This window comes from Bacillus sp. FJAT-44742 (assembly GCF_002797315.1).
Lineage (GTDB): Bacteria > Bacillota > Bacilli > Bacillales > Marinococcaceae > Thalassorhabdus > Thalassorhabdus alkalitolerans.
Genome location: NZ_KZ454936.1, coordinates 1,263,896 through 1,283,469 on the forward strand (window position 1 = coordinate 1,263,896; position 19,574 = coordinate 1,283,469).

General features: G+C 39.0%; 21 protein-coding genes and 1 pseudogene. 16 read left to right on the forward strand and 6 right to left on the reverse strand.

Features of this window, described 5'->3' with window-relative positions; translation table 11 throughout:
• Window positions 1-11 precede the first annotated feature (11 nt).
• Window positions 12-1,466: a sodium:solute symporter family protein gene (locus tag CEF17_RS06335; protein WP_100398782.1), complete on the forward strand. Its 1,455-nt coding sequence runs from the start codon at window positions 12-14 to the stop codon at window positions 1,464-1,466.
• A 44-nt stretch (window positions 1,467-1,510) separates the two neighbouring features.
• Here CEF17_RS06335 and CEF17_RS06340 read toward each other — a convergent pair whose 3' ends face one another.
• Window positions 1,511-2,110 carry a peroxiredoxin gene (locus tag CEF17_RS06340; RefSeq protein ID WP_232725431.1) on the reverse strand — a complete coding sequence of 200 codons (600 nt, stop codon included), beginning with the start codon at window positions 2,108-2,110 and terminating at the stop codon, window positions 1,511-1,513.
• Window positions 2,111-2,710: 600 nt separating this feature from the next.
• Between CEF17_RS06340 and CEF17_RS19885 the strand changes: the two genes are divergently transcribed.
• The 3 genes from CEF17_RS19885 (at window position 2,711) to sda (ending at window position 5,201) form a co-directional block, all read left to right on the forward strand.
• Window positions 2,711-3,715 (forward strand): hypothetical protein, encoded by a 1,005-nt coding sequence (locus CEF17_RS19885; RefSeq protein WP_157842950.1) that lies wholly within the window; start codon window positions 2,711-2,713, stop codon window positions 3,713-3,715.
• A gap of 514 nt (window positions 3,716-4,229) precedes the next feature.
• Entirely contained in the window at window positions 4,230-4,865 is a 636-nt protein-coding gene (locus tag CEF17_RS06355) for a hypothetical protein (RefSeq protein ID WP_100398785.1), read from the forward strand.
• Window positions 4,866-5,051: 186 nt separating this feature from the next.
• Window positions 5,052-5,201 carry a sporulation histidine kinase inhibitor Sda gene (sda, locus tag CEF17_RS06360; protein ID WP_100398786.1) on the forward strand — a complete coding sequence of 50 codons (150 nt, stop codon included), beginning with the start codon at window positions 5,052-5,054 and terminating at the stop codon, window positions 5,199-5,201.
• Window positions 5,202-5,455: 254 nt separating this feature from the next.
• On the opposite strand, the gene CEF17_RS06365 is transcribed toward sda, so the two are convergent.
• A complete protein-coding gene (locus CEF17_RS06365) occupies window positions 5,456-5,656 on the reverse strand; it encodes an aspartyl-phosphate phosphatase Spo0E family protein (RefSeq protein WP_054637271.1) in 201 nt (66 codons plus the stop codon).
• A 373-nt stretch (window positions 5,657-6,029) separates the two neighbouring features.
• On the opposite strand from CEF17_RS06365, the gene CEF17_RS06370 reads away from it, so the two are divergent.
• Both CEF17_RS06370 and CEF17_RS06375 read left to right on the forward strand, forming a co-directional pair.
• A complete protein-coding gene (locus CEF17_RS06370) occupies window positions 6,030-6,944 on the forward strand; it encodes a patatin-like phospholipase family protein (protein ID WP_100398787.1) in 915 nt (304 codons plus the stop codon).
• Between the two features lie 229 nt (window positions 6,945-7,173).
• Window positions 7,174-7,416, forward strand: coding sequence for a hypothetical protein (locus CEF17_RS06375; RefSeq protein WP_100398788.1), 243 nt, complete (start codon window positions 7,174-7,176; stop codon window positions 7,414-7,416).
• Window positions 7,417-7,720: 304 nt separating this feature from the next.
• Here CEF17_RS06375 and CEF17_RS06380 read toward each other — a convergent pair whose 3' ends face one another.
• The 3 genes from CEF17_RS06380 to CEF17_RS06390 form a co-directional block, all read right to left on the reverse strand.
• Window positions 7,721-8,578, reverse strand: a complete 858-nt coding sequence (locus tag CEF17_RS06380) for a manganese catalase family protein (RefSeq protein ID WP_100398789.1) — start codon at window positions 8,576-8,578, stop codon at window positions 7,721-7,723.
• 275 nt (window positions 8,579-8,853) lie between these two features.
• Window positions 8,854-9,555, reverse strand: a complete 702-nt coding sequence (locus CEF17_RS06385; RefSeq protein WP_232725433.1) for a response regulator — start codon at window positions 9,553-9,555, stop codon at window positions 8,854-8,856.
• 38 nt (window positions 9,556-9,593) lie between these two features.
• Window positions 9,594-11,180 carry an ATP-binding protein gene (locus CEF17_RS06390; protein WP_198508902.1) on the reverse strand — a complete coding sequence of 529 codons (1,587 nt, stop codon included), beginning with the start codon at window positions 11,178-11,180 and terminating at the stop codon, window positions 9,594-9,596.
• Window positions 11,181-11,384: 204 nt separating this feature from the next.
• On the opposite strand from CEF17_RS06390, the gene CEF17_RS06395 reads away from it, so the two are divergent.
• From CEF17_RS06395 to CEF17_RS19890, 8 genes and pseudogenes are all read left to right on the forward strand, one after another.
• Complete coding sequence (locus CEF17_RS06395; RefSeq protein WP_100398791.1) at window positions 11,385-12,488, forward strand: Bug family tripartite tricarboxylate transporter substrate binding protein; 1,104 nt, start codon at window positions 11,385-11,387, stop codon at window positions 12,486-12,488.
• Between the two features lie 68 nt (window positions 12,489-12,556).
• Complete coding sequence (locus tag CEF17_RS06400) at window positions 12,557-14,044, forward strand: tripartite tricarboxylate transporter permease (RefSeq protein ID WP_100398792.1); 1,488 nt, start codon at window positions 12,557-12,559, stop codon at window positions 14,042-14,044.
• 9 nt (window positions 14,045-14,053) lie between these two features.
• Window positions 14,054-14,494: a tripartite tricarboxylate transporter TctB family protein gene (locus CEF17_RS06405; protein ID WP_100398793.1), complete on the forward strand. Its 441-nt coding sequence runs from the start codon at window positions 14,054-14,056 to the stop codon at window positions 14,492-14,494.
• A gap of 32 nt (window positions 14,495-14,526) precedes the next feature.
• Complete coding sequence (locus CEF17_RS06410) at window positions 14,527-15,303, forward strand: class I SAM-dependent methyltransferase (RefSeq protein WP_100398794.1); 777 nt, start codon at window positions 14,527-14,529, stop codon at window positions 15,301-15,303.
• A gap of 63 nt (window positions 15,304-15,366) precedes the next feature.
• The gene (locus tag CEF17_RS06415; RefSeq protein ID WP_100398795.1) at window positions 15,367-16,242 is read left to right on the forward strand and encodes an isocitrate lyase/PEP mutase family protein; all 876 of its coding nucleotides are present in this window, start codon (window positions 15,367-15,369) and stop codon (window positions 16,240-16,242) included.
• Window positions 16,243-16,455: 213 nt separating this feature from the next.
• Complete coding sequence (locus tag CEF17_RS20580; protein WP_232725434.1) at window positions 16,456-16,704, forward strand: maturase; 249 nt, start codon at window positions 16,456-16,458, stop codon at window positions 16,702-16,704.
• Window positions 16,705-16,719: 15 nt separating this feature from the next.
• A pseudogene (locus CEF17_RS20585) lies at window positions 16,720-16,881 on the forward strand (group II intron reverse transcriptase/maturase); the annotation flags it as partial.
• Window positions 16,868-17,020: a toprim domain-containing protein gene (locus CEF17_RS19890; protein WP_157842951.1), complete on the forward strand. Its 153-nt coding sequence runs from the start codon at window positions 16,868-16,870 to the stop codon at window positions 17,018-17,020. The pseudogene CEF17_RS20585 and the gene CEF17_RS19890, both read left to right, overlap by 14 nt.
• Window positions 17,021-17,587: 567 nt before the next feature.
• Here CEF17_RS19890 and CEF17_RS06425 read toward each other — a convergent pair.
• Window positions 17,588-18,436: an STAS domain-containing protein gene (locus CEF17_RS06425; RefSeq protein ID WP_157842952.1), complete on the reverse strand. Its 849-nt coding sequence runs from the start codon at window positions 18,434-18,436 to the stop codon at window positions 17,588-17,590.
• A gap of 478 nt (window positions 18,437-18,914) precedes the next feature.
• Here CEF17_RS06425 and CEF17_RS06430 point away from each other — a divergent pair, with 478 nt between their 5' ends.
• Together CEF17_RS06430 and CEF17_RS06435 are read left to right on the forward strand one after the other, a co-directional pair.
• Window positions 18,915-19,247, forward strand: a complete 333-nt coding sequence (locus CEF17_RS06430; RefSeq protein ID WP_100398797.1) for a hypothetical protein — start codon at window positions 18,915-18,917, stop codon at window positions 19,245-19,247.
• A gap of 44 nt (window positions 19,248-19,291) precedes the next feature.
• Window positions 19,292-19,504 (forward strand): hypothetical protein, encoded by a 213-nt coding sequence (locus CEF17_RS06435; RefSeq protein ID WP_100398798.1) that lies wholly within the window; start codon window positions 19,292-19,294, stop codon window positions 19,502-19,504.
• The last annotated feature ends 70 nt before the right edge of the window (window positions 19,505-19,574 follow it).

Genomic DNA, 19,574 nt, shown 5'->3' on the forward strand with positions numbered 1-19,574 from the left:
GGGGAGTAAAAGTGAAGACAGTTGAGCTTTCGATCATGATTATGTATTTACTTTTTTTGGTAGTACTTGGACTATACAGCCAAAGGCGTATCTCGAAATCTCAAACTGGTATAGAAGATTATTATGTAGCAGGCCGTAAGATTGGGACCGGAGTGAATTCTCTGGCTATGCTGGCGGCGCTTGGTAGTGGGGGGTCATTTATGGCCGGGGCCGGGACGATATGGAACTTAGGTTTTCCATTCCTGGCCTGGATGACCGTTGGATCTGTTGTCGGGTTTTCTGTAGCAAGTGTATTAGTAGCCAAGCCATTGCGCAATTCACAGAAATTTACTGTATCTGAGTTTATTAATGATCGCTTTGGAGGAAAATTCTTTAAAATTGCGATTCCCGTGGTCATTATTATTGGCTCTGCAATGTACTTAATGTCACAAATGACTGCTGGAGGATTAATTGCCTCCTATGTAACGGGGTTATCCTATGAATGGGGCCTGATAATTATTGTCCTCGTCTTTATATTCTATGTATCCCTGGGCGGTATGCTTGCAGTCACGTGGACGAATATACTACAAGGCGCTATGATGATTTTTTTAATTTCCTCTATCGTTATTGCCGGGGTTATTCATCTTCCAATGGACTGGCCATCGTTTTTTGTAAATGCAACGAGTGAGAATCCTGCTCTCGCATCGGTTGGTGCTACGCTGCCTGTAGCGGCTTACATGGGAGCGTTTGTTACGTGGGCAACGGCGGTCTGTGTTACGCCCCATTTAGTAATGAGAATTTTTACGGCAAGTAATGTAAGGTCTGCAAAATTATCTTTAAATATAAGTATGTTGATATTTGGAATTTTAATGATTGGAATGGGTCTTGTCATCGTGCCTTATATACCAACAATGGATGCAACGTTGCTTTCAAACTCACCACCTGATATGTGGCTGCTTTTAATCGCAGAACAATTTTTCGGTCCATTCCTTATGGGGATTATTACAGCGGGTATAATGGCTGCGGTCATGTCTTCAACCGATGCCCTGCTTTTAGCGGTCAGCAGTGCTTTTTCATATGACTTATATAAAGGAGTCTTAAACCCGAATGCCAGTAGAGAAAGAGTCGTGAAAGTATCGATGGCCTTCACCTGGGTGGTTGGGATTGTCGTTATGCTGCTTTCTCTTAATCCGCCCGCCTTCTTAATTGTATTATATACGGCGGCAGTAGGATTTATGGTTTCAAGTTTATTCAGTCCAATAGTATTGGGGATCTGGTGGAAGAAAGCCTCTCGAACAGGAGCGATTATTGGTCTGTTAACAGGTTCGATTAGTTTTCTCATTTGCTTTATCTTCTTCACGATGCCGTACAATTCAGAAATCTTAATCGCTCTTCCAGTCTCATTAGTATCCATGTATGTTGTCTCTTTATTTAGTGAAAAGGCATCACAAGAGATCATTGAGAAGATGGATGCGTACCATTTATAAAAGCAAAAAAAAGGCTTGCCAGCGAGCGAGCCTTTTTTTTGCTTTTATATCTTTCCGATATCTTCCGTTCTACGTTCAATGCCCGGCATGCTTGGAACCCAATTCACAGGCACTCCTAAATTAGTCTGTCTTCCAAATTGAATGCCTTGGAGCAATCTTAGGATTTCATAAGTGTTTCTGCCAACTTCCCGTGGATAGATTAATTTAGACACAATGACTCCATTAGGATCTACAATGACTGTTGCTCTAAAGGAGGATCCAGACTGTTCATCTAGTACCCTGTATGCGCGACTTATATATTGATTCCGATCACTAATCAAGGGAAATTGAACCTGCCGTGCAGAGGGTGAAATATCCTTAAACACTTTATGAGCATAAACGCTATCTGTGCTAATACCAAAAACCTCAGCATTTATTTCCCTTAACTGAGGATACAGAGCAGCAACTGCTGCTAACTCTGTCGGTCAAACAAAGGTGAAATCACTGGCATAGAAAAAAAGCACCACCCATTTTCCACGAAAGTCTTCTAAATTGATCGTTTGTATTTGCCCATTCACATAGGCTTCGGCTGAAAAAGTGGGAGCCACATCGTCTCTCGATGCACAAAAAGGTAACGGACAAGCATTGCTTTGACCGACCTCCATTGCTGTCGATATTGCGCCTCCATCCTTCTAAACCATCCTCTCGGCTCTTATGAATGTTGTTGCGTAATGTCATTCCCTAAAGATACGTGGTGAAGCGAAAATAACCCTCCTTACTTTTTATACTCCATTCAATATATGAAATAGATATAAAAGAATACATTCATACGACATTTCATCTAAAGCTTCAGGAAGTCAGGGAACCTGGTTTCAATTTTAGCAGGCCATATTTCATGATTGAATAGAATACAAATTTCAGTTGCTGTTAAAGGGACGTTTTTAATATATAAATATAGGATATTATAATAAGACTATAGATAGATAGTTGTCATTATGGGTACTTTATAATGTTGAAAGCAAAATTAATTATTATATTAAAATAACTAATTGTAACGTAATTGTAAAGAAAATGTAGGATTAAAAAAGATTAGATGATTGAATATAACTTAGTAATTATTACTTACTTTTCACAAGTGAAATGCCGTGTGTTACATGAATATTAAAAGGAAATTACTGCTAAAAAATTAGTTTTGTCTTGCTTTTTCATGGGGGATATCTGCTGGTGTAGCATTTCTTTACAAAATGTTAAGGAGGCAGAAATTTATGAACAAAAGAATTATGTGGCTAGCAGCACCGAGTTTAGCTTTAGGACTGGCAGCTACTTCTGGAGCAAGCGAGGCTGACGCTCAAAATCCAAATGCTCAAGCACAAGGTAATCAAGCAGCACAGGCACAAGCAAACGGACAAGGTCCTTTAGGAAGTGTTGAAAAAAGGGTTGCTTCTGTAGAGACTGAAGTTGCCATACTTTCTTCCATCCTAAATGAGGCTACTGAATTAACGGAAGAAGAATATGAGGAGTATAGCGGAAACTTAAACTCTCTATTAAATAGATTGAACGCTTCCTCAAATCAATTATCTGGGTTAACGAACAACAGGATTGATGCTGATAGCGATGAGGCAATGGAAGCGGAAAACTATATCTCTGAAACTGAAGCTGAAGTTTTAGAGTTACAGGAGACACTTGCTACAATCCCTGTGGTCGAAGATGAAGATGCAGTAGAAGAAGATGAAGATGCAGTAGAAGAAGATGAAGATGCAGTAGAAGAAGATGAAGATGCAGTAGAAGAAGATGAAGATGCAGTAGAAGAAGATGAAGATGCAGTAGAAGAAGATGAAGATGCAGTAGAAGAAGATGAAGATGCAGTAGAAGAAGATGAAGATGCAGTAGAAGAGGATGACGAAGCAGTAGAAGAGGATGACGAAGCAGTAGAAGAAGATGACGAAGCAGTAGAAGAGGATGACGAAGCAGTAGAAGAGGATGACGAAGCAGTAGAAGAGGATGACGAAGCAGTAGAAGAGGATGACGAAGCAGTAGAAGAAGATGAGGACGCAGTAGAAGAAGATGAAGATGCAGTTGAAGAGGATGAAGATGCAATAGAAGAAGATGAGGACGCAGTAGAAGAGAATGAAGAAGGAGTAGAAGAAGAGGATAATCTAGAGACAGAGACTGACATTGAAGCAGAGCAAGCTGTGCAAATCAATGACACGGACGAAGTGACCGTTAACTATCAAGCTTCTGCAGATGCAGACGTTGAAGATACTGAATAAAAGCAAGGTAATAGCATGTTAGACAAGAAGAAGGAAGCTCAAAATAAGGAGCTTTCTTCTTTTTATTCACTATATTGAAAATGTCTCTGTAAGTATTAATGATTCGTCAAATGAAATACGTTAACATTTTAGTAAACGAAAGAAGGAGCCGGGGACCCACACAACATGAATGTTTTCCGCTAAAATGTGAAAATGACGGAACAAGAGGTTAATAAGGGAATTGATAACCAAGTGAGGACCCATGTGTTACTCTAGAAATATTGTTCCGTGAATCCAACTGAGAGGAGTGACTTTAATTTGGATGTCATACCAGCTGCTGTAATAAACAATGGCGACCTTATTTATTCCATAGTAATGTTTTTACCAATAATTACGATCATCGTTGGAATCATAATCTTGTTCCTTGTTCTGAAAAAAAGGAAGGGCAGGTTAAAATGAACCCTCTTACCGGGAAAAGAACAAAATAAAACCTATACTTCAATGAGATACAACATAGAAAAGGATTGGTATTTAAATGAAGAAAACAACCAGAATTGCTTCTATACTTACAGGGATTACGGTGTCTGTCCTTGGCATAATTTATGTTACTGGTACCATGACAGATGAAACTGTGGAAACGAAAGAAACTGAAGAAATTGAAGCTGCAGCAGAGGAAGATCAAATAATAGAGACCGAAAAATCTGCGGAGGAACAGGACCATGAATTCGAAGAAGAAGCCAAGCCCATAGTAGGTGATGAACATGCTGACCATGAATGGGAACTTGCTGATGCCATAGACGAATCTCATAAACTATTAAATCAATTCACGGGACACAGAGGAATTGAGGACTTCCAAAGGGATGAAGCGTTTGCCAACGTGGAAGGCTCTCTTTTACATAAAGCTGACTTAATTGAAGATTTGATTGGTCTAGCCAGTTCAGATATCAAAGGTGATTTAGAAAACTTTATCAAGATTACACGCTTGGCAGTTGAAGAAAACAACCAGGATGCTCTAGTCTATTCTCATCGAATCATTCATGATCTCGATGTTGCCTATAATGGGTACGATGAAGAGCAATACGGTGCAACGATATATGCAGGCGTGCAATCAGGGGAAAGATATAACCGAGTACAGACGTTAGTTGAAAAAGCAGAAAGAGTTGGTGAATAAGTTCTTCAGATACCAGTGTTTTACATGCCGCGATAAACAGTTGGTTTGGCTCTAATCCACCCCTTAGGCCGATTTCTCTCTTGATTACCAAAAGGCTTGGACATCAAGAAATCAAAAAGTGTTTTAGAAACCTTTCCTACACGGTAATGGATACAATAAATAGGGAGCATCACTGGGGGAGAGGTAGTGTCGTTAGAAGAATTATCAGACAAAAAGCTGCTTGAAGCTTATCGCTTGGCGCAAGAAGAAAATCTGGAAGAACAATTTGTAGAATTGTTAAGGAAAGAAATAAGGAAAAGGAATCTCTCAGTTCCAGGCTCTCTAGCTGGCAATTAACCTGGAAGAGAGTGCATAAATTGCATTCTCTTTTTTTTGATTTATTTCTCTAACGATTTATCAACTAGGGAATTAATAAATATAGACTGTTCCTTTTATGGGAATACAGTTCAATGGGTGTGTAAAATGTGGGTATTTTAAGTGCGTAAATTCTACAAGGAAGAAGTGAGGGTTCAAATATAAATAACCGCTTTTCAAGTTATGAGACCTACATAGTTTCGTTCACTTATGGGTTTTTTAATGTCTGTTCTTTGTTAAATATCTTGTCCCTGGTATCTCACAGATATATTCTGACTTTGTTGAGAATACTGATACTCATTAAGAAGAACATCTAATTCTTGGCTGACTAAGAGAGTCCTTGCATCACTAATACCAAATTGATTGGCATTTGTATACATTTCTTTTCTTTTATTTTGTATTTGGTGTGCTAAATTTTTATCATGAAACCCTTCCATTATAATGCATTCCTCCCTTTTATCAGTATTCTTTTATTCCAAAATTAGTAAAAATCATGACCCTTATCTTACCAGATAGTGGTAGATGAAGTGTGTTGAATTTTGTTTTGGTGTCCAAGTTTTATTTTGGTTTATTACTTATTATGTTGCTCTCAGCCTAATAAAAAAGCGGTTTTGTGTCCTGTGGCCTCTATGAGTTCCATGATGCAGCTTCTATTTTTGTCTATACGACAACAAGTATGGATGATCAGTAATAGACAAGATTTCTTACAACATCATCCTTCATTTAGAAGTTTTCTATAGGGTAATTTACAAGGAGAAAGGGAAACGGTAATGAAAGAACTCAGAATTGTAGGAGAGGAGGGAAAGACATATGAAAGCGGATGCCGTCTTTGAAGGTGGAGGAGTTCGGGCTATTGCCATGGTTGGTGCAGTGGAAGCGATGGAAGAAGAGGGTATAAAGTGGCAGCGTCTAGCAGGTACATCCGCTGGAGCGGTCATTGCAGCTCTCTTGGCAAGTGGATATAAAAGCTGGGAAATGAAAGAACTAATGGCAGAGCTGGATTATACTCAGCTTCAAGGAAGGTCACTACTTAATCGGGTTCCCTTTATAGGGAACTGGCTCCAACTCATTATCCATTTGGGTATATATAAAAACGATTTTCTAGAATCTTGGCTGGATACTCTTCTTGCTGCAAAAGGGATCGTAACTTTCGCTGATTTACCAGAGGGGCGGCTAAAAATCATAGCCTCTGATATATCTAATGGCCGGATGCTCATTTTACCTGATGATTTACAAAAGTATAACATGGAAGCTGGTGATCTAAAAGTTTCAACGGCCGTAACGATGAGTGCTACCATCCCGTTTTTCTTTCGTCCTGTCATATGGAAAACAAAAAACCAAAAAAAAGCTTATATTTTAGATGGCTGGTTATTAAGTAACTTTCCTGTCTGGATTTTTGATGTCCCTCATCCTCGTTTCCCGACATTTGGGTTCCGGTTTGTGAAAGAGGAAGTGAACGTTCATTCTGTCATTCCTACACCTCTCCACCTTTTTAAAAATATTTTTAGAACCATGCTTCAAGCACATGATTTACGATATATAAGCGAGGAAATCAAAGACCGAACCATTCTTATTCCAACGGGTGACATAACAGCGACAGACTTTGATTTAACCGAAAAAGAAATCGACTATCTTTTACATGCTGGGTACTCTTCAGCTAGATCTTTCTTAGATACTTGGGATTTTGCGGTTCATAAGGCAGGTAGATCCCACACTTTTAAATAGGATAAGCCTAGAAAATAGCTCTTGTGTTGGGAGTAGGAATCAGAAGAAAGACATCTCTTTCTGTACCGTGCCCTTCATCCTGTGGGGGATCCTAACAGGATGAATCGTTCTCAGACGTAATTAGCAGGTGATGGCATCACCTGCTTTTTGATCCAACCCAGATCAGTTACTGAAAAAAACCAAAAACTTTGGTACAATCAACAAAGTAATTGATTCAAGGAGGAGACTTATGGGAGTTTTTCTGTTTATCGCAGGAGCGTATGCGCTCATTTCCATTTATTCATTTTACAAAAAAGAAACCGTCGGGATGGTTGGGTATCCTTTTGCTTCTCTCGGGGCAGCGCTCATCGGGTTATCAAGCGAAACCACCTTGTTTTACATAGGGATCGGCTTGTTTGTATCAGGCATTTTTCTCGTTTTTTTCCTAAAAGATCTCCCTCAGTTTCTCCGCTTGCGAGAAAATAAGTCGTAAAAAGACCTTTTCGGCTTTGTAAGCAATCAAAATATAAAAAAATAGCATACGAATTCGTAAAACAATTCGTATGCTATTTTTTTGTGGATATAACTAGGGGTGAGTTCTCGCGTGTCTTATTCTTGAGTAAAATACTTAGTGCGTAAACAGACTATTAAGAACATGAGCTTAAAAAGTATTTATTGTTTGAAAAGCGGGATAAATGTGGACCTGATACTAACTACTCATGAGGGGTTATTTCTTTTGAAAACTAATAACGCCCTTACAGGTAAGGGCGCAGTGATAAAATGAAAGGATTTTCAATTTAATTATTGAGATCAGAAAGGCCTGGGGCATGCTCATTTGGCATTTCAGGCATTTCAGGAACGGGGTAGCCTTTTGGTGGATCAACCACTGATAACTCCCCGCCATTTCTGCTTGGGGTTGTACCCTGAAAAATTTCACTGATTCGGGTATCGTCCAGACGGAAATTAAATTGTGCATTATGAAAGCCCATCTCGACATATTTACGGCATTCTGGATATTTGTTTAAATCATAATTTGGAATCGGATAAAGTTTCCCCCAATCAACACCCAGGGTTTCTAAGGCTTTGGCAAATGCATTTTGATGGGCATTATCCCGAACAATTAAGAAAGCGATTGTCTCCCGCAGCGTTTTATTGTTGCTCATCTCGTAAATTCTTGACTTCTGTAGAACACCCGTTGATTCAAGGACAATATTATTAAGGAGGTTTGCTACAAGGTTTCCATGGTCATATACCCATGAACCGTTCCATGGATTGCCGCCTGCGTCAACCGGAAGAGAAGATTTAGCACCCATAATATAATGGTGAGGGTTTGCGCCGGATTGTATGACATCATCTAGTGGAGCACCATCAGATGCCTGATTTCCTGGCATATCCCCGCCAGATTCGTTCAATAGTTGGTTAATCGTTGTTTGAACGAGTTCCACGTGACTAAGCTCTTCAAGAAAGACCCCTCTTATTAGATCACGATATTGTTTCGCTTTCCCCCTGAAATTTGCACTTTGAAATGAGAATTGCATCAAAGTTCTCATTTCGCCAAATTGACCCCCAAGTGCCTCTTGGAGAACTTTTGCAGCATGAGGATCTGGTTTATCAGGCACAATCATATTAATTAAATCTTCTCTATAAAAATACATAATGCCCCCACCTTTCAAATGAATTCTCATATATATTGCCAAAAAGATATGATATATATTCCATGAAGATATGATAATAACAGTCCAGTTTACAGGTCATTCATATCCTTGTTTCAATTAGCAGGCATTTCCAATTCATATAGAGAGAAAAGAGGAGAATAAAGTGAAAAAGTACACCATTGGGCCAACACAATTCTTAGCAATTTTACTTACAGCATGCGTGTAACTCATTTTGACGGCACAAAAACGGAATACAAGAGAGTAAAAAGGATCATTTATCTTGTTTTTTTGTACTTCCTTTCGGGACGGCCGACTTGTCCGTAATGCATAAAGACCTCTACTTTTTTCGAAGAAATTAAGTATTCAAGATAACGTCTCGCTGTGGAGTGACTAACTCCTGCAGATTTAGCTAATTGATCGGCATTGAAACTATCATCAAACTCTTGTGTGGCTTTTAAAATTCGGTCTAGTGTTAAACTGTCAACTCCTTTTGGTAAGGAAGCTTTTTTTGTGTTAGAAGATTGAGATTCTGTTTGTTTTGCTTCATATTTAAACATATTGTCAATATCATTTTGCTCTATTTCAATCTCTTTTGAAAGACGAGAAAAAGTACTTCTATACTGTTCCAGAGTTTGTAAAAAACGGTTCATCATTACCGGTTTTATAATATAGCTAAAGGCACCTCCGCGTATTGCTTCTTTCACCGTTTCTGTTTCATTGGAGGCAGTAATTAAAATGAAATCAATTCCACTATAATTTTTTCTTATTTCCCAAATGCATTCTATTCCATTCATATCGGGCAAAAATACATCTAGTAATATAAGATCTGGCTTTTTTATTTTTAACATCTCCAATGCTTGTTCAGCGGAGTTGGCAATAAAAGATACCGCAAACCCATGGGATTTACTAATAAACTCAGCATATATAGCAGCCGCTGTTTCGTCATCTTCTATAATTACTACTTCGATTGTTTTCACGATACTCACTCCCTATAAAAAAGTGGATGTAAATCTTTTTAGGCTGTCCTACTTATAGATTTTGGAATAATCACTGTAAATCGTGCGCCATCCCATTGACTGGTTTCAACTATGATTTCACCATTAAGGTGCTTTAAAGTCCTGGTGACAATCGCAAGCCCAAGCCCGTGGTCATCTCCGCTTTTACTTGTAACCCCTTCCAAAAAAATTCTATCAACCATGTCCCTAGGGACCCCCGATCCGTTATCTTCAATGTCAAATACAATATCATTCCCTATATCGGTAAATGAAACGAGAACCTTCCCGTCTTGATTTGGTTTAGCTCTAACCGACTCGACTGCATTATCAATGATGTTGCCCACTATAGTTACTATTTTCTCATCTGATATATGTGAAGGAAGAGAAGATAAGCAACTATCTTTATCAATAGTTAATGATACTTTTAGTTCCGATGCACGGTTTGTCTTTCCAAGCAAGCACGCAGCAATGAGTGGAGAAGACACAGATTCCATTAAAAATGAGATAAGGTCTTGTTGCTTTTCCACTTCTTGTGAAATAAGAAGTGTAGCTTCCTCTACCTTATTTAATTTTAATAACCCATAGATTGTATTTAATTTGTTTAGATGCTCATGGTTGGTAACACGCATATTTTCTTTATGTTCTTTTATTTTTGAAAATTCTTTAGCATAGGATTCTACTTCTTTTAAGGAACGAAAAGTGAACACAATACCCTTTACTTCCTGGTCCATAATAGCCGATGCATTAACAAGGTAAACTTTTTCACTTAGTAAGACTCTGAAGCTTTTGTGCGACAATCTCTCATTTACCATAGAAGTTAACACGAGGAGCAACTGTTCATGCTGTATTTTCTCTCCTATTATTTGATTTTTTAAGTAGGGAATTTCTCTTGCTTTTTTATTTATTGAGACGACCTCACCTTTTGTACCTACTGCTAGCGTTGCGTCATGAATGGACTCCAGAATTGCTTCTTTTTCCTTAAAAGCGTAAGATATTTCTTCTGGTTCGAGATTAAATATAGATTTTTTAACGTTTTTTGAAACTGCAAATGCACCCACCATCCCAAGCAATAAGGGAATTAAAAACCACGTAGAAATACTGATGAGGTGTTGAATAATCGTTTCATTGATATCCGTTCTTAAAAACCCAACGGAAGATACGCCAATTAATTCTCCATCTTGATTGTAGATAGGGGTTTTGGCTTTGGCTGCTTTTCCAGATACGCCTTTGTCTATGTATACAATAGACTCCTCATTTTCAAACACCGGGGTATTAGAAGAGCCCATTGGTTCTCCAATTTGTGCAGGATCGTGATGGGAGTATCTTATATCTTCTAAATTTCCCACCACTACATAGCTTGCCCCTGTTTGTAAACGAATTTCTTCTGCCAGGGGGTTAATAATAGAGGAAGGATTTTCATCTTGAAAACCTGCTATGATACGTTCGTTATTAGCAGTCATCTTAGCCACATCCATGGCACGCTCCCCAAAGTGATTGTGCATTATACCATTAAAGCTAAATGAGAGTAAAAGAACAGCCGTTCCAAGACTAAGAAAAACCACCACAATAATTAAGGCCATCATTTTTTGTAACAAAGAGAACTTCACAACTACAACTCCCATCATCCAATAATTACCAATTTGAATATTATGAAATTAATTTTATCAATGATTTAAATAATGTAAATTTTAAAAATATTATAATCTCTAAATTACACTGTTACACTTACGCTACGAAATTGTTAACGCTTTCAAGGCGTTACGTATTTAACTATTTAATTATAACAAGTGATTAAAGGAGTTGTTAGGAAAATGAAAAGAAGAAATGAAGTTTTAGGGGTTGCATGTCTATCACTATTAGCGCTTACAGCTTGTGGAGATGATTCCGCTCAGGAGGCAAGCTCAGAGAACGGAGAACCTTTTTACGAAAACAATGATTTAGAAATGATTGTACCTACTAGTCCGGGGGGTGGCTCAGACATTCAGGCACGATTTATGGCACCATACTTAAGTGAACATATACCGGGTTCTCCTGACGTACAAGTTGTAAACATAGCTGGCGGGGGAACCATTACAGGTTCCAACGAATTTGCCCTAATGAGAGAGCCAGACGGTGAAAGTTCTTTGTGGGCTAGTATATCTACAACCACGGCTTACTTACTAGATGAACAGGGAGTAGAATATGACTACGAAAATTTCAAGCCAGTCATTGGATACCCTGATGGAGGGGTAGTTTATGTTTCTGATTCTACTGGGATTAGCGACCCTAATGAAATTTTAGAAGCCGAGGAGGAGTTGGTTTATGGGGGCACCAGTGTCACAGGACTACCACTAACCATTCTTCTATCCTTTGAGGTTTTGGGGTTAGATGTAGATGGGATTTTTGGCTATGAAAGCAGTGGACCAGCTAGAGTTGCTTTTGAACAAGGTGAAACGAACATGGATTTTCAGACTACTTCTAGTTATTTATCAAACGTAGAGCCTATGGTAGAAGATGGACAAGCTGTACCAATGTACTCAATAGGACAGCTTGATGAGGATGGAAACCTTGTCAGAGATCCACAGTTTCCTGATTTACCGACAGTAGAAGAAGTCTACATAGATATTTACGGTGAAGAGCCATCCGGAGAGGCATGGGATGCTTACAAGGCCTTTGTAGGTGCTGTGTTTACTGTCCAAAAGGTTCTTTGGGTGCATGAAGATGTCCCTGAAGAAGCATTTAATGAGTTAGTAGAAGGGGCCGAAGGGATGGTCGAAGACGAGCAATATCAAGTTGAAGGAGAGGAAGTAATGGGCTATGAACCGTTTGTAGGAGATGAAATACGGGAAATGATGCCAAGACTTCTTGATCTTCCTGAAGGTACAGAGGAATGGGTGAAAGGATTTTTAGATGAAACCTATGGACTGGACCAATAAATTTCTTTGGTGCATGCATGTAAGTTCAAAATTTAAAGCAAAGCAAAGGAAAGGAGGAGAACACAAAGATGCTGGAAACTCTTGTTGAAACATTAACGATCGTTTTAGATGGATCTCGGTTACTATACATGATGCTTGGTATATTTATCGGGTTAACGATTGGATTGCTGCCTGGGTTAAGCGGCACAGTAGGCATGTCAATCCTTCTTCCCTTTGTTTATGGGATGGATCCATATGCAGGTATGGCTCTATTAATAGGTATGGTAGCGGTTGTTCACACAGGAGACACGTTTCCTTCTGTGCTCTTAGGGATACCGGGATCTTCTGGATCTCAGGCAACGATAATGGACGGCTATCCACTAGCTAAAAAAGGTCAGGCTGCACGGGCATTAGGAGCTGCATTTTTTTCCTCTATGGTTGGAGGTGTGATAGGCGGGATTATCCTCTTTTCTATTATCCCAATTGTTCGGCCAGTAATACTCACCTTTGGATCGCCAGAACTCTTTATGCTCGCTCTATTAGGGTTAAGTATGGTAGGTATTCTCGCTGGGAAAAACCCTTTTATTGGAATTTTAGCAGGTTTATTTGGAATGATGCTTGGAGTAATAGGGAGTGCTCCATCTGTACCTGAATACCGCTATACCTTTGACTGGTTGTACTTGTATAATGGCATTCCGCTGCCACTAGTGGCACTTGGCCTTTTTGCTTTTCCTGTGCTGATTGACTTACTAGTTGGCAGACGCAGTATATCAGAAAGCTCGTCTCTTTCGGGCAGTTGGTTTGAGGGAGTTAAAGATGCAGTAAAGAACCGTTGGTTAGTCTTACGAAGTTCTATTTTGGGGGCAGTAGCTGGCTTTATCCCTGGGTTAGGTGGAAGTGTTGTGGATTGGTTAAGCTATGGCACGGCTAAACAAACGAGTAAAAACAATGAATCCTTTGGAAAGGGTGACATTCGGGGTGTTATTGCACCTGAAAGCTCTAACAATGCAAAAGAAGGAGGTTCTTTAATTCCAACGTTAATGTTTGGAATACCTGGAAGCGGAACCACTGCCATCCTCCTTGGCGGACTGCTTTTAATGGGTGTAGAAGCGGGGCCTAGAATGGTAACTGATGAACTCTCCTTGACGATGTCAATAATATGGACACTTGTAATAGCAAATATCATAGGGGCTGCGGCTTGTCTGTTCCTAACCAAACCAATTTCACGCTTTAGTTTAATTGAACCTTCGAAGCTTGTTCCATTCCTTGCCATCATTTTAATTATAGGAGCTTATCAAACAAGTCAGCACTGGGGAGATCTATTGTTGTTTGTGTTGTTAGGTATTATTGGTTGGATTATGGTTCAGCTTGACTGGCCAAGAGCGCCGATATTAATAGGATTTGTATTAGCTTTGGCAGCCGAAAGATACCTTTGGATTTCCGTCTCTCGTTTTGATTGGGAATGGGTGTACCGACCGGGAGTTTTAATTATAGCAGGTATCATCATTTTAATATTTGCCAGCAGTTATTGGATAACTAAATTAAGTGCTCTAAGAGGAGCTAAAAATAAAGGGTGAGTATTAATCATGCGGAAAACAACCGTGTCTCTTATATTTATTGGTTTTATCTTTATAGGATGTATTTGGTTCATCATTGAATCTTTTTCTTTTCAAGATACAGCTAGATATTTCCCGATGACTGTAGCATCTATAGGGGCAATCATTTCCTTGATTGTCTTTATACAAACATTAATACATCATGTGAAAACGAAGGAAGAAACGCTCTTTCATCAGCAATTTGGAGAAGTACTAAAGTATGCTGGATGGTTGATCGGTTATATCCTGTTAATAACTATTATAGGTTTCATTCCTTCTACGGTAATTTATTTAATTGCTTTTTTATACTTTGTCACTCGTATGAAATTACTCCAAATTGCAGTTAGTGTAGGGGGAACATTAGCTTTCCTCTTTGTACTAGGAGAGTTTGTAGAGTTAAAGTGGCCAGGAGGAATACTCTTTTTCATGTAAGGCGGAGTAAATAATAGAATGAGGTGGTTTCTTTGACTAACCAAAAAGAAGATGTGATACAGCAGTTTGGTAAGAATGCCTACGGATACACAGTAAGCGATCTTCATGCGAAAGGAAAGGATCTTTCGTTGTTAGTAGAACTAGCAGAGAAAAAAGGCAGCGAACAGTTATTAGATGTGGCTACAGGGGCCGGGCATACAGTCAATGCCTTTGCTCCCTATGTAGCTGAAGCGGTTGCCTTTGACCTTACTAAAGAAATGTTAACAGAAGCTCGTTCCTTGATTCAGAAAAATCAACACGATAATGTCTCATTTGTTCATGGTGATGCAGAAGAAATGCCTTTCCAGGATGATTCCTTTGACATAGTTACCTGTCGGATTGCCGCCCACCACTTTCCAGACCTGCACAAGTTTATAAAGGAAGTACAGCGAGTCTTAAAGGTTGGTGGAGAATTTCTACTTATAGACAATACTGCACCAGAACTAGACAGTTTTGACACATTTTATAACACGATTGAAAAAGAAAGGGACCACAGCCATGTAAGAGCATGGAAAAAGTCTGAGTGGCTGGCTATGATTGAGCAGCATGGGTTGGAACTCAGTGTATGCCATCGTTATGAAAAAACCTTTCACTTTGATGATTGGTGTGATCGAATGAAAATGACAGAAACCGAAAAACAAGACTTAAGCTCTTTCATCAATAACGCAGACGAGGAGATTAAGGCAAAATTTAATATAAAAGCTGAAGAAGACAGAGTGGTCAGTTTTAATGGAGAGGCTATCGTTTTAAAAGCTATTAAATCATCATAGATTTGTGATATGTAAATCCTTATTTACGGTATTGGGACTAGCTTTTCTTCAAAGGAGATTGGTATGGATAGAAATATAAAGTTTCACAATCTACTAACAAAGGAAGAAGGTATCATTGTCGCTCCAGGAGCTGCAAATGCCTTAACAGCTCGGCTGGTTGAAGAAGCAGAGTTTCCAGCTGTATACGTTACTGGAGCCGGCTTATCAAACAACTTGTTAGGAATGGCAGATGTTGGGCTGCTTTCTTTTAAAGAAGTGTTGGATCAAGTGAAGTACATTTGTGATGCAGTAAACATACCAGTTATTGCTGACGGTGATACCGGGTTTGGGAATGCGATTAATTTGGTAAGGACCGTGATTGAATTTGAACATGCCGGTGTTTCAGCTATTCAACTGGAAGACCAAAGTACTCCAAAAAAATGCGGACACTTTGACGGAAAACAAATAGTTTCCGTTGAAGAGATGACAAACAAAATAAAAGCAGCAGTAGACATAAGAAAAGATCCTAACTTTAAAATTATAGCAAGAACAGATGCACGAGCAACTGAGGGGATTGATTCAGCAATTGAAAGAGCTCAAAGGTATAGCGAAGCCGGTGCAGACATTTTATTTGTTGAAGCACCTCAAACAGAGGATGAAATGAAGACAATCACAAAATCACTGCCTCATGCTCCACAAATTGCCAACATGGTTGAACATGGGTTAACCCCTTTAAAGACAAATGAAGAACTAGAAACTCTCGGGTATAAGATTGTCCTTTATGCCAACTTTCTTAATAGAAGAGCAATAAAAGCAATGCAGGATGCCTTACTTTCCCTTAGGGAAGATCAGACTACTCAACACATGCTCGACGAGATTATTTCCATGAAAGAAAGAAACCGACTAACACACTTAAAAAAAATCAAACATCTAGAGGATAAATATTTATCAATTAATTAATTAGATATACTTTATGGAAAGTTGTTATTTCAAGAACCCATTTTGCCAAATGGGTTCTTGAAAATAATGAAGGCTTTTTTGTATTTGAGCACATTCATAATAAATGTAAATGTGAAAATGAGAGGAATAGTTCGCGTATTATTATTGGTGAAATTCTAATTTTATGAAAATGTAATATTTCCCAATCAAAGCAGCACAGAGGGTGTACAAAATATGATTACGTTTATCGAAAAGAAGTTGAAATTAAAGATCAACCGGGAAAAGGGGAGGATTGATCGGCCATGGAATCGGAGGTTTCTTGGCTTCAGCTTTACTCCATCTGTGAAAGGGAAAGCAAGAATTCGAATTCACAAGGAGTCTATCGAACGGGCAAAAGGACGGGGCCAAGACCTGACTTCCAGAAGAAAGAGTACCTCAATGGAAGCCCGGATCGAAAAGTTGAATCGGTTCTTAATCGGATGAAAGAACTATTTCGGTCTCCCAGCGACCCCGCCTGTCTTCCGAAGGATGATGGAATGGATTCGACGAAGACTTCGAATGATTAGATGGAAAGTATGGAAACGACCCAAAACCCGAATCAGAGAACTCTTCGCTTTAGGTGTATCAAAGTCAAAGGCGTATCAGGGTGGACGTTTTTGAATCTCCGATTGATCTGCTTTCCTATTGGTCGGGGAAAAAAGAAAAGGTTCAAGATACCCGGATGGTCAGTATAGGCAACTTAAAAATGGAAGCATTAAACGAGCAGCAATTATGCAGGGGAAAAGGGATATATGGTTGAGAAAGTCAATTCGAATGGAGATTTTTCAATGATTTTCATATACCTTTCAAAATTTTTAATCACGTTTGGAATGAAAATAAAAGGATCAAAAATCTCAGCATCCTTATCTGTAAAATTCATGCTCATCCATCACAATGCGAGAAGATTTGTTCTTGTATTACCATAATAAATAACGTTTATTCGTTCTTATGTAATGTTTAAATTTATGACTTGGTACTTTACGTAACGATAAAACCCTGTTGATTAATAAAAGAAATTTTTGTAGTCTAGTCAAAAAAAACAACCATCAGAATGCATCGGATGGTTGTAATAAGAGATTCTCCGAACAACAATTGAAGGTAAAAGTCTTCCCAGCAAACGGTAAGCCCTGACGCTATCGTTTGCTTAAAGGTCCTTTCCTTTTCTGTAAAGAGTTTAAACTAATTTATGGAAAAAAAGGAAAAAATCAATTGAATGTTAGAAATCTAAGTTACACGAAAACAAAAAACAACCACCAGAATCATGTTGGTGTGGTGGTTGGCTAATAAGACGTAAAAAGATTTGGTACTTCAATTGTAAGGGTTAGGTTTAAGATTGGTTTTTAATAGCAATTTCTACCCCTGTTAATGATAAAGCTTCAGGCAGGCTGCGTACGATATAAGTCTTTTGGAATGAGATACCTAAGGTGACCATCGTTTGTGCTAGTTCTGGCCTTACTCCAGCCATAATAGCAGTGATGCCAAGAAGCTGTAGAGCTTCCCGGAGCTGAAAAAGGTTTTGAGCAACAGCAGTGTCAATCATGTGAACACCTGATAAATCGATTACCAGGTACGTTAACCCAAGATCAGCTCCGCTTTTTAACGTTTTACCCATTAGCTCCTGGGTACGGTATGTATCTAAGGTTCCCACTAACGGTAAAATAGCCACGTCTTTTGTGATTGGAACAATAGGTACGGAAAGTTCGATCAGTTCTTCTTTCGCTTCCTTAAATATCTTTTCATGATAATCCTTATAGGATTGAGTAAAACCATAAATAATTTTATCAATGGTTGGGTTAATTCGTTCCGCAAGGGACGAACAATCTAAAAAAGTTAAGTTTTCGTGTTGGAAGCTCTTATTTATAAAGGAAAAAATAAAATTTCGGTAATGAGGTATGACTGCTAGAGCTTCATCCAACGGAACATCTAGCGCGGTCGCATGCTGTCCTAACTGCTTCCCCCATTCATAGGCTTTAGCTAATACATGGTCAATATTGGCTTTCGTTAAAGATTCGCCAATAAACCCGACAAACTCAGCTCTTATTTGAATGAGTTCTTCGCTATTTAATCCTCCTAGACCCTGGTTTTTATTTATTCTTTCTTCTACTTCCCTGGTTATGGCTTCTTTTTGTATTATAATTTCGTTCCCTATAAGATTCATTTGTGCTTCATTTAACATCGACATGCCTCCAATCATCCATTTAATTTATATACCAGGTATGTAAGTTTGCATACAGCCATCGTAACAAAACAATTTTTAGGAAACCACACGGAAAATTATGGTATTACCAAGAGATATCCTTTCCACAAGAATGCTAGGAAGAGAACTGAGAAGAGATAATTTTTTTAAGACAAGCCTTTCAAGTAAAAGTTAGGTTTGGTATCAATGTAGTGGACAGGAGGTGATGGAGATCAGGAAGCTAGGAGTAGCAGGAAACACATGGAAAAGGTTGAAAGCGAGGCGGTTTTAGAAGGTAAGGTCCTATTTTAGGATTCTTTATATTTCACCTACCGTATAATTATATATTTTGATTTCTTACTAACACCAAGGTGGGTGGTAACGTGACTTGAAAAAAATAGGTGGAAGTAACAAAGGGGGATGGAGAAAAAAATCCTTGATAAAGAAGGAGGTGAGTGAAGGCTACCCGTAAGAAGAAGTGCATGCCTCTGCAGATGAAAAGGTCGAATCGGCAGAGGCAGGGGAGGTGACTAGATTGGAAGAAGAAATGGGGGAAGTTTGGGAAAGTGAGGAAGACCACATCGTTCCAGGTAAGCAAGACCACTCATCACCGGTAGAGAAAGGGACAGCTGCTATTCCGCAATACGAGCAATTCGTTTCAGACTACAACTCCTTCATTTCAATGTATTTCGATAGTGAGTTAGTCTTTAATGTTGAAGAGTTTCAGCCTGGATCTAATTACCACCAACAGATGAGTACTTTGTTACGCATTCTATTAAGGTATCGGAAAGGGGGAATGTTACCGAAGTGACAATCCTTGGCAAGACAGACGAGAGCGAGAAAGGTAGCTGAGGTTTGCTTGCTGCTATGGCAGGTGCAATGTTCGCGTTAGACCGGGATAATGTTGAAAGCATCGAGGATATAGACGACTTTTTAGTCAATAAATCCGGATTTGCCGCTTACGTGAATGAAGATGGTTGGGAGACGATGAAGGCCGAAACCGATTTGATTGAATACTTACTTATTGACACGGACGATGGAATGATCATAACCATGAAACGAAAGTAAGGCGTCCTGCCCGGGGCGCTTTTACTCTGCCTATTTTTACCGTTTCTATTGCCGGTTCGGTAGCTGATTC

Excerpts from the sequence above, each read along its gene's own strand:
- CEF17_RS19885 (WP_157842950.1), top strand. The coding sequence starts at position 2,711 with ATGAACAAAAGAATTATGTGGCTAGCAGCACCGAGTTTAGCTTTAGGA.
- CEF17_RS06355 (WP_100398785.1), top strand. The coding sequence starts at position 4,230 with ATGAAGAAAACAACCAGAATTGCTTCTATACTTACAGGGATTACGGTG.
- CEF17_RS06365 (WP_054637271.1), bottom strand. The coding sequence starts at position 5,656 with ATGGAAGGGTTTCATGATAAAAATTTAGCACACCAAATACAAAATAAA.
- CEF17_RS06370 (WP_100398787.1), top strand. The coding sequence starts at position 6,030 with ATGAAAGCGGATGCCGTCTTTGAAGGTGGAGGAGTTCGGGCTATTGCC.
- CEF17_RS06375 (WP_100398788.1), top strand. The coding sequence starts at position 7,174 with ATGGGAGTTTTTCTGTTTATCGCAGGAGCGTATGCGCTCATTTCCATT.
- CEF17_RS06380 (WP_100398789.1), bottom strand. The coding sequence starts at position 8,578 with ATGTATTTTTATAGAGAAGATTTAATTAATATGATTGTGCCTGATAAA.
- CEF17_RS06395 (WP_100398791.1), top strand. The coding sequence starts at position 11,385 with ATGAAAAGAAGAAATGAAGTTTTAGGGGTTGCATGTCTATCACTATTA.
- CEF17_RS06400 (WP_100398792.1), top strand. The coding sequence starts at position 12,557 with ATGCTGGAAACTCTTGTTGAAACATTAACGATCGTTTTAGATGGATCT.
- CEF17_RS06405 (WP_100398793.1), top strand. The coding sequence starts at position 14,054 with ATGCGGAAAACAACCGTGTCTCTTATATTTATTGGTTTTATCTTTATA.
- CEF17_RS06415 (WP_100398795.1), top strand. The coding sequence starts at position 15,367 with ATGGATAGAAATATAAAGTTTCACAATCTACTAACAAAGGAAGAAGGT.
- CEF17_RS20580 (WP_232725434.1), top strand. The coding sequence starts at position 16,456 with ATGATTACGTTTATCGAAAAGAAGTTGAAATTAAAGATCAACCGGGAA.
- CEF17_RS06425 (WP_157842952.1), bottom strand. The coding sequence starts at position 18,436 with ATGTTAAATGAAGCACAAATGAATCTTATAGGGAACGAAATTATAATA.